Origin of the sequence: Kitasatospora sp. NPDC048540, assembly GCF_040651175.1 — a bacterium.
Classification (GTDB): Bacteria; Actinomycetota; Actinomycetes; order Streptomycetales; family Streptomycetaceae; genus Kitasatospora.
In genome coordinates this window covers 1-12,547 of record NZ_JBEZIR010000185.1, presented here as the reverse complement: position 1 = coordinate 12,547, position 12,547 = coordinate 1, and the positions used below count along the sequence as shown (strand labels likewise).

The window sequence follows — 12,547 nt, the reverse complement described above, 5'->3', positions numbered from 1 at the left end:
CGGTTCTTCCGCGACACCGGCTGGATGGTGCACGTGCCCCGCCGGCTGCAGGAGCGGCGGATAGCCCTCGCGAGGGCCACCGACGCACTGCAGCAACTGCACGACCGCGCCCCCACCACCGCCGAACTCGCCGAACACCTCGGCCTGAGCGAGGAGGAGGTCCGCGAGGGCATCATCGCCAGCCGGGCCCAGACCGCCGACTCACTCGACATGGGCGCGAACTCGAACACGGACGAGAGCTCAACCCTCGGCGACCGGATCGCGTTCGAGGAGCAGGACTTCGAACTGGTGCTCAGCCGCGAGGCCCTCAAACCCGCCATCGCCGCACTGTCTGAGCGTGACCGCGAGGTCCTGTCGCTGCGCTTCGGCTCGGAGCTGACCCAGGCCGAGATCGGCGAACTGCTCGGCTTCTCCCAGATGCACGTCTCCCGCATGCTCAAGCGCATCCTCGACACCCTGCGCACCGCGCTGCTGACCGAGGAGTGACAGCAGCACGCCGGGCCGGGATTCGCACCGGACAACGGGTGCAGCGGTCTTCGTGACGTGGTCGGCCGGGCCGCTTCGGGCTGGCCGACCAGACACACCTCGAGAATCCCCGGCCACGGCGGAAGCCCTCTGGGCGCGCCGGGCATTTTCGGGCCCCGGGGGACAGCGTCCGCTCGACTCCCGGTTACGGCCCTCCCGTCGTGCGCCGCCGTCGGCATCCCGGGCCCCGACGGCTGAGCCGACCGCCGGCCTATCTCCGGTGCGCCGAGAGGGGCCGGATGCAAAGGCCGGACCGACGGGATGGATACAGCCGCGGACACCCGCTCCATGGGCGCGGGAAGGCTCCACCGCCATGGCCGTAGGCGACCGGGAACAGGGAGAAGCACATGATGGGCCACTCGCACGCCGTGAGCGGAGCGCTGGTGTTCGCGGCTGCGGCACCCTTTCTGCCACCGCTGGTGATCGGCCGCCCGCTGCAGCCCGGAGAGGTGCTCCTGGGCGCCGTCCTGAGTGCGGGCGCGGCGCTTCTCCCGGACCTCGATCATCACGATGGAACCCTGGCGCACCTCTTCGGACCGTTCTCACGGCTCGCGTGCCGAGCGATCGCCCGGCTCTCGGGAGGACACCGGCACGCCACCCACTCCTTGGTGTTCGTGGCGCTGGCAGGAGCGGGGAGCCGGGCGGCCGTGGAGCGCTGGGAGCGCGGATTCACCGACGGCCTGACGTTCACTCTGCTCCTCTTCGCCGTCCACGCCCTCCGCTCGCACACCTCCGGGCGCTGTGCGGACTCGCGGGCCACCACCGTCGGGCTGGCCGCGATCGGGACGGCCTCGGCCCACACCTGGCTCCCCGGGACCGGTACGTGGCTGCCCTACGCGGTGGTGATCGGAACGCTCACCCACGTCCTGGGGGACTGCCTCACCCGGCAGGGCGTGCCACTCCTGTGGCCGTACCGGCGGCGGTTCGAGATAGTGCTGATCAAACGGACGGGCAACCGCTTCGAAACCCGCTTCCTCGTACCGGTCATGACAGCCGGCACGCTCGTGCTGGTCTGGCTGGCGGCCTTCGCGCCGACCGCCCTCACCGGCTGAGCACCGCGTGCGGCCCGACCTCGCCGCCTGGACGCACCGTGCACGGCACAGAAGCCGTACGCCTGCGGATTCCGGGTAGACGGCCACCGGCAGACGCAGAGAGCAGGCATCGGGAGGCAGCACATGAGCAGCAGCAACGGGCTGGGCACCGACACGGTGGCGCGGGGTGTGGACATGGTGCGCGAGCGTGCCGTCGAGGCCGCGCGCGGCACGCGCACGGCTGCCGACAGCGGGCTCGAAGCGGTGCATCGCGCCTTTGAGACCGCCGTGAGCAGGGCAGCCGGCCCCGAGCACCGCGTTGCCAGGGCGACGGACGCGTGCGTCCGTCGCGTGCGCGGCACAGCGGCAGCGGTCAGGCGGGGCACCGCTGGGGGAGGGGGCGGCGCTGGAGCGCCCTGGACCAGCAACGCGGTGGTGGTGGTGACCGCGGCTGCCGCCGCCGCACTGCTCGGGGCGACGGTGTGGCTTCTCAGCAGCCGCCGTGCCCAGCGGCTCCCTCACTCGCTTGCCGACCAGGCCGACGCGGGGCGGTCCGCCCGACCTTCGCCTCCGAGCACCGCTGACGTCCGGGCACGTGGTGAGGCAGACAAGTGAATCACCCGGCCTCTCGCCGTCACCCGATCGGGCGCTCGGGCGTTTCCATCCGGACAGAGGGGTCATACGAATCCCATGGGTAGCTATGTCATCACCATTCCCGGGACTCTCCGTCGTCCGATCGACAAGGACGCGAAGCAAGCGGTGCTGGCCGCGGTCAGGGGCACCGACCCGGAACGGGTCGGAGCCGAGGTGCCGGATCTCGACGTGCTGACCGTCGACAATGCCGAGCACACCTTCGTTCTGCGCCTGGAGGTCGAAGCCGCCGACCGGACCGAGGCCGGCGCCGCCGCACTGGCCGTCGCTTCCCGGGCCTTCGGCCGGGCGGGATACCGCGACGGCGAAGTCACGGCCGGTGAACCGGTCGTCACGGGAATCGACATCGGCTGACGCGGTGCATCCCCACCGCCGGACTCGGCCTGCCGCTTCGCCTGCGAGGCGATCGGTCAGGAGCCGGACCTCGGGGGTGGGCAGCGCGGTGATCACCGCAAGGCATCGACAGGATGGCGCCGACCGTTTCGACCAGCCGGACGGTGAGTGGCGGCGCCGGCAGCTGGTGAAGCAGCCACAGCGGATCGGTGAGCGCGGTCGTCGGCACAGGATGACCGGCCTGCGGGAGGTACTCCCGGAACGGACCGCTCGGCCTGTGGCGGCGACCGACTGCGGGATCGGGAGCAGCGAGACGCTCGGCAAGTCTCGGCCCATCAGCCACTCGACAGCTGGACCGTGCGCCGGACATCCGCGAGCGGGATGCCCGGCGCACGATCTTGACGACGATGAGTGCGGTGGCGAGGGAGAAGACCGAGTTGGTGCGGCCGCGCAGCACGATCGCGCCGCCGGCATCGAGGCAGTCCTGTTGCCAGAGGCTGTGGAGGCGGTCGTGCACTTCGGACTCGGCGAGGCCACCGATCCGCGCCAGGTGATCGACCTGCTTTCGCGGCCCTTTCGAGGCTCATTCGCTGCGGGCCGCGTCGGTCGCGGGTGGGGGAGTAAGCCGGAGGCATGGATCGCTCCGACTGCGGCGCGGGGCCGGGGTCCGGCGAGGTGCCGGAGCTGTGCGACGCGTGCGGCCGCCTGGTTCCGGTCCGGCACCTGGTGATGCTGCGGGTGCCGGACTCATCGGCGGTGTCGGGGGACGCCCGGTTCGACGGCGAGCGGCTGCTGCGTGCGTGCTGCGACGCGCACCTGATCGCGCTCGCCGTCGGTTACCAACACCGCCCCTTCGTACCGGAGGAGCTGTGGTCCGGACAGATCACCCGTGCGGTGCGCCTGCTCGGACCGCTGGGCTGGGAGGAGATGTACGACCGGCTGATCGCGATGACGGGCCTGGGGGAGGAGCAGGTGATGCGGGCGGTCGCCTGGCAGGAGGAGCACCGCCATCCTTCCGGGCCGTCCACCGGTTGAGGCAGCCGCCCGACCGAGGTCGTCGCGGTCGGCGCCCACACCAGGGGCGATGTCAACGCACCGGTGGAGCAGGTCCAGGTCCTGATCGGTCAGCTTGTCGTCGGCCACATGCCCTCCCGGGAACCCACCTGGTGCCACCGAGCCTCGGACCGGGCGGCGCCGCCGGCGACCGGGAGCACCTGCCGGTCCCCGGCCGGGGCGGTGTCCGGCTCGCCCAGCGCGCGGAGCAGGGCACCGGCCGCGTTGGCCGCGAGCGCCCGGCCCATCATCGCGTCCAGCCGTCCTGCGGGCCGGCGGACACGGAGGAAGATCTGCTGCGCGAGCCACAGGGCGGGGCAGCGGCTGGGCCGGGCGGAATTCGCGACCATGTCCGGGATCGTCATACCGGTATGAACGCCGTTCGGCCCGACGGGTTACGTGCCCGGCAGGCAAAGTGGCGAGCACTCTGCGCAGTCACCGGTTGGCCGGCCAGGTCGGTGGACGGCGGCAGGAGAGCCAGTGACGTCCCGTGGTCACCCCGCGCCGGGCTGCTCGCCGGCGGGGGCGCCCAGTTCACGGTCGCCAGTCCCGCTGATCGACGTATGGCCGGTGGCGGGCCGACCGCGCATCAGTACGCCCTGCGCGCGTACTGCCTCCACGGCCGCGGCCGTCTCGCGCAGCAGCTTGTCCGCCACCTCGTCCGCCTCGCCCTCGGTCGCGACGTCACGTTCCGTGATGTTCGTGTTGATGGCCTGCACCTACCCTGGCGTGGGGAGGGCATCCCGTGACCAGCCGAACTGGTCAGGCGCGGCCACACGTGGGGCAGGGTCCGGTTCCGACCGCGATGCCGTCCTGCGGACTCGACAGGTCGGGCCGCGCCGGCCCGCAACTGTTGCCGACCGAGCGCGCCGAGCGACGGCGGCCACCCCGGATTCCCCATGGCCAGCCCGTTACTGATGCAACGGTGGGTGACCGCTGTCGGGCCGCACGTCGTCGGCCCTGGGCCCGTGGCCAGCTGGCGCCTTCCAGCTCGGCCATTGCATCCCGGGCCTGCGTGGCCAAGACGGTGACGACGTCGACCGCCTGGCAGGCCGACACCGGGGGGATCACCCCTCGCGCCACGTCGCGCCGGAAGTCCTGACGTTCAGTCAGATCGCGCGTCAACTCGGTTTCCCGGCGGCAGTATCCGCACCAACCACTCCCGGCCCCCGCACACGCCGCTCAGCATCCCGAGCCCGCCCGCTCCGGAGAACGGCCGCCGCAAGCGCACCCCTGGCTGCCCCTCCCATCGGCGCCAACACGATCGGGTGCCGCACCCCAGCCACTCCGTCACCGATGCCATGGCCTCCAGGAACGCCCTCAGAGCGATGAGCCGGGCAGGACTGGGAGCAGACCTGGCATCCTGGATCCTTGTGCCGCCCTCACCCAGCTGCGCGCCGACGGGTTCGACGTCCGCGACGAGGACGTCGCCCGACTCTCCCCGTTGTGCGGCACCACGTCAACATGCTCGGACGGTACTCTTTCCAGCTGCCGGAGCTTGCGGGCGGGATGCGGCCGCTGCGCGACCCGCACACCGCCGACGAGCAGTGATGACGCTCCGGCGGCACTCCCGGTCGCCCCACATTCACGACAGAATTCTTCGGTCGCCCTGTCGATTCTCCTGCCGGCCGTTCGTCATACCTGCGCAACCAACCCGATGCACGAGGAGCGCACCGTGAAGTACCTGCTGCTGATCAACACCCCGTCGCCCGATTCCACCGAGGAGCGGCCGGCCCAAGGACCGACCGTGGAAGAGTTCATGGCGTTCGAGAAGGCCGTCTCCGATGCCGGCGTCAAGCTCGACGGAAACGCCCTGGACACCTCGAACGCGACCACCGTACGTGTCCGTGTCAATGGTGAGCGCGTCGTGACCGACGGGCCGTTCGCCGAGACCCGGGAGATCGTCGGCGGCTATTACCTGCTCGATGTTCCCGACCTGGATGCCGCGCTCGACTGGGCGGCTCGGTGCCCCGGGGCCCGGTACGGCACCGTCGAGGTCCGCACGGTCTGGGAGCCGGATCAGTCGTGAACCAGCAGCGAGCGGCCCGCTCCGTCGAGGCGGTGTTCCGCGAGGACCGGAGCCGGCTGCTCGCTCTGCTCGCTGCCCGGTTCGCAGACCTCGACCTTGCCGAGGAGGTCGCCTCCGACGCGATCGAGGCCGCGCTGGAGCGGTGGCCGGTCGACGGAGTGCCGGACAAACCACTGGCGTGGCTGCTCACCACGGCACGCCGCAAGGCCGTGGACCGGATCCGGCGCGACCGCACATACGCGCAGCGGCTGGCGATGCTGCAGGTGGAAAGCGACCGTGCCGTCACTGCGGTCCCCGTAGAGCCCGGCTTCGATGACATCCCCGACGAGCGGCTGCAACTGTTCTTCACCTGCTGCCACCCCGCGCTCTCACCGGAGGCACGGGCCGCGCTGACACTACGCTTTCTCGCGGGCCTGACCACACCCGAGGTCGCCCGGGCATTCCTGGTGCCCACCGCGACGATGGCCCAGCGCATCGTGCGCGCCAAACGCAAGATCCGCAGTGCGCGCATCCCCTTCCGCGTCCCGGGAGCGGACGAACTGCCCGCGCGCCTGCCCAGCGTGCTCCGGGTCATCTACCTCGTCTTCACCGAGGGGTACGCCGCCAGCTCCGGCAACGACCTCCTCCGCCCGGACCTGGCCGACGAAGCCATCCGGCTCGCCCGGATCCTGCACCGGCTGCTCCCCCGAGAACGCGAAGTGACCGGGCTGCTCGCGCTTCTCCTTCTCACCGACGCCCGGCGCGCGGCCAGGATCGACGCTGCGGGAGGCCAGGTGCTGCTCGAGGACCAGGACCGTGCTCTGTGGGACGCCGACCTCATCGCCGAGGGGCAGCGGCTCGTCGTGCCGGCCCTGACCGGTCCCGGCGTCGGACCGTACGCGGTGCAAGCGGCGATCGCGGCGCTGCACGACGAGGCGGCCAGCTTCGACACCACCGACTGGCCGCAGATCGTCGCGCTCTACGACGTGCTGCTCCGGATCGAGCCATCCCCGCTCGTCGCGCTGAACCGGGCCGTCGCCATCGCCATGCGCAACGGCCCCGAGGCAGGCCTCACCCTGCTGGACTGCCTTACCGAGACCGAGGAACTGCGCGGCTACCACCTGCTTCCCGCAGCACGGGCCGACCTGCTCAGAAGACTGGGCCGCACCACCGAGGCGGCCGCCGCCTATCGGGCCGCCCTCGACCTCGTCGGCAACGAACCGGAGCGAGCCACGCTCGCCCGCAGACTCGCGGAACTCACCGATCGCTGATCGGCCCGTCGCCGCCCGCGCCGACGGCAACGCCACCACCCGGCGCACCCGCACCGTCCGGCCGGCCGCGCCGCGCGACCGCGGGCCGCGCGAGCCCGATGCCGGTCGCGGACGTGTTCCTCGCCCTGGCCGCCGCCCACGGCTGGACCCTCGGCACCGCCGGCGGACGCCCGCGCGACCACTGGCCCGAGGTCGTCGGCCCGGCCGCCGCTGCCCACTGGCACCTCGCCGTCTACGACCCGGCCACCCGCCGCCTGCGCGTGCCCGCCGACGCCCCGGCCTAGCCGCCCGGCTGCGCCCCAGCGTGCGCCGCATCCTCGCCGCCCTCGAGCAGTTGCGGCCCGGAACCGTGATAGCTGTCGACGTCCGCGTCGGCCCCGCCCGCGTGGTGCAGCCCGACCAGGGCCCCGACGACCGGCCCACCATGAGGCCGGCCCGGCCCCCGTTCACCGACCGCCACACCTACCAGGAGCTGCGCCGCCGGACGCGCGAGGACGCCACCGCCCGCCGAGCCGCGCTCGACGAAGCCGCAGGTGCCCGAGAGGAGATCCTGCGCCGGACCTACAACTGGCTGCGCGAGCCCGAGCACGCCCACCGACCCGCGATCGTGGACACCCGGCCACCGACGCCGACCAGCACGCCCGCCAGCAGCGCCAGCGCCACCGCGCCGCGCTCTCCGTCGCCCGCGCACCCCGCTGCGCACCGCCAATCGCGCAACACCTCGTACCAGCGCGGCGTGACCGGACTCTGCGGCCCGCCACCACGGCGGCCGCCCTGGCACGCCGGCCGATGTGTTCTCCGCGGTCGTGGCGTTCCTGGTCGACCTGCGTGAAACCCCCTTCCCGTACCTGAGCATGCCGGTCCCCGGCCGGCCGGGGACCGGCATCTCGGGCTGGTGGAGTACACGGTGAACGAGCAGCAGGATCCGCCGCGGGCCCCGGGAAGAGACTCGTCTCGGCTGACCCCCGCACAGGCGGGGGTCAGCCGGCCCTGCGGTGGGCAGCGGTCATCGTGCCGACGACGTGGCCGGTGGGATTCGTGGCCCGCGGCACGCACTCGTCCGGGCGGCGTCATTGCTGATACCGCTGGTAGGGAGCGGCCCCGGACGGTCGACGGAACCGGCCCGGAAGCGGAGCGCACCGGCAGGCGGCGTGCGCTCCGCCCAGGCATGTTCGATCCAGTCGGCCGTCAGCGGTCGGGCGAGAACCGGCGGATGCCGCCGCTTCGGGCCGAGTGGCATGAAGCCTTCCGCAGCACGCAGCCTGCCACGAGACCGACCGGCACCGGCCGAACCGGTACCCCCGAGCGGACCATCCGGGCCTGTGTTCCTGCGGCGTGCCCGGAGCGAACCGCTGCCCGCCCCGCGTGGGCTGTGATCTCCCTCGGCGCGACCTGCCCAGGGTGGGCCCTGACCGGGATGGAGCCACTGGTCTCCCCGGATCGGACTGTGAGGTGGAGCAGGCCGGTGCACGCCGGCCTCGGTCGGGTAGCCGGCCTGCTCGGCCGTCAGGTGCGCGGCGGACGGGTGGCCGTGTCGAGGTAGAAGGCGTCGATGGTCTGGACGGCCTGCTCGAACTCGTCCAGATTGACGGGCTTGGTCACATACGCGTTGGCATGGCTGCTGTAGGCGCCGGTGACGTCGTCGGGAGCGGAGGACGTGGTGAGGACGACCACGGGGATGGTCCTCAGGTCCTCGTCCGTCTTCAGGACCTTCAGCAGGTCACGGCCGTTCATCCGCGGCATGTTCAGATCGAGGACGATCAGGTCCGGGCGCACGGTGCCGGGTGCCCGAAGGTGCTCCAGGGCGGCGAGTCCGTCGGTGACCTGAACCAGATTGCGAGCCCCTCGCTCGGACAGGGCCTCCTCGATGAGCATGGCATCGGCCACATCGTCCTCGACGAGCAGGACGTCGAAGGGACGGGCGGGGCTGGTCATCATCGGACGCTCCGTAGGTGCCTCGTTGGAATGGTCAAAGATTCCCGGCCAGCGACGCCGGGCACCCTGGCGGGTCATCCCGCAGGCCGCACCGATCTGCGGATAGCCGGCGCCCGCCCGGACCGCTGCCACCGCGGCATTCCGCTGGAGCCGCTCGGTCGCCTGCTGAAGATGGTCCAGCATGTGCAGCATGGACAGTGGACGCGCCGGGCCGTCCCCGGTCTGCGGTGACGACTGGTCCAACAGCTCGAGCACCAGGCGCCGGGCCAGCCTGCCGACCACCGCGTCCGCGACGGCGGCCGTCTCATCTTGCGTCGTACGCAACACGAAGTTCTTGCCAGGCATACCGGCACCATAGGGCCATTGATGACCCTGCGACAACATTCATTGTCGGCTGCCCTCTACAGTGTGCGCTGCGCCGGTTTGAAGGCGACCGTCACGGTGGAGGGTTGGGACATGACCGGCGAAGAACGGCTGCCTAGGACACGGTGGGTCTCCACCTGGACGACCCGGCGGTGGCTACGCGTCGGAGCAGCCGTCGCCCTGGTGGTCCTCGCCCTGCTCGGGGTGACCGGGGCCTGGGTCCTTCAGCGGACCCAGACCATCAGCACCGACCTCGTCGACGTCAAGTCCCCGGCGCTGTCCACCGCGTTCCGCCTGGAATCCGCGATGCTCAACCAGGAGACCGGAATCCGCGGCTACGGCCTCACCGGATCAACCGAGTTCATCGCTCCCTACCAGCAGGGACTCGCCGACCAGGAAGCCCAGGCGGCGCACCTCGCAGACCTGTTGAAGGACGACGCCCCGGCGCTGGAGGACCTGGCCGACGTCCAGCAGGCGATGTCGGCCTGGCAGGAGCAGATCGCCCGGCCGGTCGCGGCCTCCCCGCCCGGTGCTCCCTCCGCGGTTGCCACCGCCCTCGCCGCCCAGGGCAAGCAGGCATTCGACACCGTACGGGCCGAGCTGAGCAGCCAACAGGACCGGCTGCGCGCGGACCGTACCCGCGCGAGGGACGACCTGGTGTCCACGCTGGCCCTGCGCAACTGGGTGTTCGGCACCATCGCGATCCTCATCGTGCTCCTCGCGGCCCTGGTCTTCGAAGGGCTGCGCCGCGGCATCAACCGGCCGCTGGAACGACTCGGCGCGGACGCCCGCACCATCGCCGGCGGCGACTTCGACCACCCCATCACCTCCACCGGCCCCGCCGACCTGCGCCGCCTCAGCGCCGAGATCGACTTCATGCGCCGCCGCCTCGTCCGGGAGCTGGCCTACACCGAGCAGGCGCGCCTGCGCCTGGACGCCCAGGCCGCCGACCTCCAGCGCTCCAACACCGAGCTGGAGCAGTTCGCCTACGTCGCCTCCCACGACCTGCAGGAGCCGCTGCGCAAGGTCTCCAGCTTCACCCAGCTCCTCAAGCGCCGGTACGGCGGTCAGTTGGACGCCAAGGCCGACCAGTACATCGAGTTCGCCGTCGACGGTGCGAACCGGATGCAGACCCTCATCAACGACCTCCTCGACTTCTCCCGCGTCGGGCGCCTCCACCACGCCCACCAGGAAGTCGACCTGGACAAGACGCTGGAGCAGACACTGGCCGCGCTGAGCGTCGGCATCGAGGAGTCCGGGGCCCGGATCACCCACGATCCACTGCCGACCCTGGTCGCCGACCCCACCCAGATGGGCATGCTCTGGCAGAACCTGATCGGCAACGCCGTCAAGTTCCGGCGCCCCGGCGAGGAACCCCGGATCCACGTCTCGGCCGAACGCGAAGGCCCGCTGTGGCGCTTCACGGTCACCGACAACGGCATCGGCATCGCACCGGAGTTCGCCGAGAAGGTCTTCCTGATCTTCCAGCGGCTGCACACCAAGGACGCCTACTCCGGCAGCGGCATCGGCCTGGCCATGTGCAAGAAGATCGTCGAGTTCCACGGCGGAACGATCGGCATCGACCTCGACCATCCGGACGGCACCCGCATCACTTTCACCCTGGCGCCCGAGCCGCCACAACTCCCCGGCCCCTCCGCGATTCCGGAAGCGGACCGTGCCGAACAGGAGCAGCCGCGATGACCGCAGCCGTGGCGGCCTCCGCAGGGACGGCCTCCGAAGGACCGCTGTACCGCATCCTGTTGATCGAGGACGACCTGGGTGACGCCCTCCTGGTGGAGGAGCTCCTGCACGACACGGGGCTGCGCTTCGAGCTGACCACCCGGTCCACCCTCACCGAGGCCCGCAGCGCACTGGCCGCCGGTGCGACCGACTGCATCCTCCTCGACCTGCACCTGCCCGACGCCGCCGGCATCGCCGCTGTCACCGCCGTCCGCGCCCTGGCCCCGCACACGGCGGTCATCGTCCTGACCGGCCTGTCCGAGGCCAAGGCAGGCACCGACGCGATGGCCGCCGGTGCCCAGGACTACCTGGTCAAGGGGAAGGTCGAGGCGGAGCTTCTCCACCGCACGGTCCGCTACGCCGTGTACCGCAGTGAGACCGAACGCGCCGGCATCGAGGCCCAGGCGGCCCGCCTCCGGGCGGAGGAGAACGCCCGCCTGGAGCGAGGACTGCTGCCGCCGCCGATCATCGACACCTCCACGGTGACGGTGACCACCCGCTACCTGCCGGGCACCGCCATGGCCCTGCTCGGCGGGGACTTCCTCGACGTGGTGGAGGGCGACGACGGCCTGCTGCACGCCGTCGTCGGAGACGTCAGCGGACACGGCCCCGACGCCGCCGCGCTCGGTGTCTGCCTGCGCATCGCCTGGCGCTCCCTCGTTCTCGGCGGACACCGCGGCGACGACCTGCTCAACCTGATGGAACGCATCCTGGTCGCCGAACGGGTCAGCCAGTCGCAGTTCGCCACCTGCACCCTGCTCACTCTCGACCAGAAGGCCGCCACCGCGACCCTGCACCTCGCCGGCCACCACGAACCCCTCATCACCACCGCCGAGGGCACCCGCCAACTGACCGCGGCCCACGGCATCGCCCTCGGCATCATGCCCGGACTACGCAGCTGGCCCCTGACGGTCGTCCCGCTCCCGGCCGGTGGAGCCCTCACCCTCTACACCGACGGCCTGACCGAAGGGCACAACGGGACCACGGGCGAGCGGCTCGGCGTCGAGGGGTTGCTCACGCTGATCGGCAGTCTGCCGACGGCGGACCCGGCCGCGCACGTCGACCTGCTCATCAAGGAGACCCACAGCCTGAACGCCGGCCGGCACACCGATGACCTCGCCGTGCTCCGCCTCGACTGGGGGCCCCGACCGGGCTGTTGAGGACCCGACGACCGCGCGGGCAGCTGGTGCTGCTGCCCGTGAGGTCGGTGGCCGGCGCGGTCGCAATCCTTCGCCTTCCGGGGTTGCCCGGCCCGCCGGTGGTGGCCCGGGCCATGCCCACGGTCGATCGCCGGTGTGGTGAGCGGACTTCAGGGCAGACCACCTCAGGCCGCTCGGGTGGGCCCGACGGCGAACCACAGGACTCGCGCCGGTCGCGTCGAGCGCCTGGGCGTTCGAGGCCTGGCGCCGCGAGAGCGGGCTCCGAACGCCTGCGCTGCCGGAGGGTCTTGAGCCCGAACTCGCCACCGCGGAGACGCCCGGCGGTGACAGCACCTGAGGCTCCGGGGGCGCAGCGGCGCGGGCCGCCACCGGTGTCGGTGCGCCGAGGCCCTGGAACGGCTCGGCGGCCAGTGGCCCTGGGGCAGGCGGACCGCCGTACACGGCCGACCCGGAGCCGCTGCCGCCCGGCCATCCGCT

The 12,547-nt window shown here is 71.9% G+C and carries 14 protein-coding genes and 1 pseudogene; 12 read left to right on the top strand and 3 right to left on the bottom strand.

Annotated features, from left to right (window positions below; genetic code table 11):
* From AB0D08_RS38180 to AB0D08_RS38160, 5 genes are all read left to right on the top strand, one after another.
* A partial coding sequence (locus tag AB0D08_RS38180) for a sigma-70 family RNA polymerase sigma factor (protein WP_359894944.1) occupies positions 1 to 486 on the top strand: 486 nt, incomplete at its 5' end.
* Positions 487 to 872: 386 nt separating this feature from the next.
* Entirely contained in the window at positions 873 to 1,577 is a 705-nt protein-coding gene (locus tag AB0D08_RS38175; protein WP_359894942.1) for a metal-dependent hydrolase, read from the top strand.
* Positions 1,578 to 1,700: 123 nt separating this feature from the next.
* Entirely contained in the window at positions 1,701 to 2,171 is a 471-nt protein-coding gene (locus tag AB0D08_RS38170; protein WP_359894940.1) for a hypothetical protein, read from the top strand.
* 144 nt (positions 2,172 to 2,315) lie between these two features.
* Positions 2,316 to 2,561 (top strand): hypothetical protein, encoded by a 246-nt coding sequence (locus tag AB0D08_RS38165; protein WP_051813369.1) that lies wholly within the window; start codon positions 2,316 to 2,318, stop codon positions 2,559 to 2,561.
* 612 nt (positions 2,562 to 3,173) lie between these two features.
* Positions 3,174 to 3,575, top strand: a complete 402-nt coding sequence (locus tag AB0D08_RS38160; protein WP_051813367.1) for a hypothetical protein — start codon at positions 3,174 to 3,176, stop codon at positions 3,573 to 3,575.
* An 89-nt stretch (positions 3,576 to 3,664) separates the two neighbouring features.
* Here the strand turns inward: AB0D08_RS38160 and AB0D08_RS38155 are convergent, their stop codons facing one another.
* Positions 3,665 to 3,943 carry a hypothetical protein gene (locus tag AB0D08_RS38155; RefSeq protein WP_359894938.1) on the bottom strand — a complete coding sequence of 93 codons (279 nt, stop codon included), beginning with the start codon at positions 3,941 to 3,943 and terminating at the stop codon, positions 3,665 to 3,667.
* A gap of 144 nt (positions 3,944 to 4,087) precedes the next feature.
* Positions 4,088 to 4,312: a hypothetical protein gene (locus AB0D08_RS38150; RefSeq protein ID WP_033822659.1), complete on the bottom strand. Its 225-nt coding sequence runs from the start codon at positions 4,310 to 4,312 to the stop codon at positions 4,088 to 4,090.
* Positions 4,313 to 4,968: 656 nt separating this feature from the next.
* Here AB0D08_RS38150 and AB0D08_RS38145 point away from each other — a divergent pair.
* The 5 genes and pseudogenes from AB0D08_RS38145 to AB0D08_RS38125 all read left to right on the top strand — a co-directional run.
* Positions 4,969 to 5,144, top strand: a pseudogene (locus AB0D08_RS38145) (Tn3 family transposase); the annotation flags it as partial.
* Positions 5,145 to 5,268: 124 nt separating this feature from the next.
* The gene (locus AB0D08_RS38140; protein ID WP_033822657.1) at positions 5,269 to 5,622 is read left to right on the top strand and encodes a YciI family protein; all 354 of its coding nucleotides are present in this window, start codon (positions 5,269 to 5,271) and stop codon (positions 5,620 to 5,622) included.
* On the top strand, positions 5,601 to 6,872 hold the full coding sequence (locus AB0D08_RS38135; protein ID WP_359894945.1) for a DUF6596 domain-containing protein: 1,272 nt from the start codon (positions 5,601 to 5,603) through the stop codon (positions 6,870 to 6,872). The genes AB0D08_RS38140 and AB0D08_RS38135 overlap by 22 nt, the downstream gene beginning before the upstream one ends.
* 98 nt (positions 6,873 to 6,970) lie before the next feature.
* Positions 6,971 to 7,156: a DciA family protein gene (locus AB0D08_RS38130; RefSeq protein WP_033822653.1), complete on the top strand. Its 186-nt coding sequence runs from the start codon at positions 6,971 to 6,973 to the stop codon at positions 7,154 to 7,156.
* Between the two features lie 20 nt (positions 7,157 to 7,176).
* Complete coding sequence (locus tag AB0D08_RS38125) at positions 7,177 to 7,704, top strand: hypothetical protein (RefSeq protein ID WP_359894937.1); 528 nt, start codon at positions 7,177 to 7,179, stop codon at positions 7,702 to 7,704.
* Positions 7,705 to 8,378: 674 nt separating this feature from the next.
* Here AB0D08_RS38125 and AB0D08_RS38120 read toward each other — a convergent pair.
* A complete protein-coding gene (locus AB0D08_RS38120) occupies positions 8,379 to 9,152 on the bottom strand; it encodes a response regulator (protein WP_082526832.1) in 774 nt (257 codons plus the stop codon).
* A gap of 111 nt (positions 9,153 to 9,263) precedes the next feature.
* Here AB0D08_RS38120 and AB0D08_RS38115 point away from each other — a divergent pair, with 111 nt between their 5' ends.
* Both AB0D08_RS38115 and AB0D08_RS38110 read left to right on the top strand, forming a co-directional pair.
* On the top strand, positions 9,264 to 10,871 hold the full coding sequence (locus tag AB0D08_RS38115; protein WP_359894935.1) for a CHASE3 domain-containing protein: 1,608 nt from the start codon (positions 9,264 to 9,266) through the stop codon (positions 10,869 to 10,871).
* Positions 10,868 to 12,070: a SpoIIE family protein phosphatase gene (locus AB0D08_RS38110; protein WP_359894933.1), complete on the top strand. Its 1,203-nt coding sequence runs from the start codon at positions 10,868 to 10,870 to the stop codon at positions 12,068 to 12,070. Before AB0D08_RS38115 ends, AB0D08_RS38110 begins: the two co-directional genes overlap by 4 nt.
* Positions 12,071 to 12,547 lie beyond the last annotated feature (477 nt).

Coding starts and splice junctions, on each gene's coding strand:
- AB0D08_RS38175 (WP_359894942.1), top strand. CDS start 873: ATGATGGGCCACTCGCACGCCGTGAGCGGAGCGCTGGTGTTCGCGGCT.
- AB0D08_RS38170 (WP_359894940.1), top strand. CDS start 1,701: ATGAGCAGCAGCAACGGGCTGGGCACCGACACGGTGGCGCGGGGTGTG.
- AB0D08_RS38160 (WP_051813367.1), top strand. CDS start 3,174: ATGGATCGCTCCGACTGCGGCGCGGGGCCGGGGTCCGGCGAGGTGCCG.
- AB0D08_RS38155 (WP_359894938.1), bottom strand. CDS start 3,943: ATGGTCGCGAATTCCGCCCGGCCCAGCCGCTGCCCCGCCCTGTGGCTC.
- AB0D08_RS38130 (WP_033822653.1), top strand. CDS start 6,971: ATGCCGGTCGCGGACGTGTTCCTCGCCCTGGCCGCCGCCCACGGCTGG.
- AB0D08_RS38120 (WP_082526832.1), bottom strand. CDS start 9,152: ATGCCTGGCAAGAACTTCGTGTTGCGTACGACGCAAGATGAGACGGCC.
- AB0D08_RS38115 (WP_359894935.1), top strand. CDS start 9,264: ATGACCGGCGAAGAACGGCTGCCTAGGACACGGTGGGTCTCCACCTGG.
- AB0D08_RS38110 (WP_359894933.1), top strand. CDS start 10,868: ATGACCGCAGCCGTGGCGGCCTCCGCAGGGACGGCCTCCGAAGGACCG.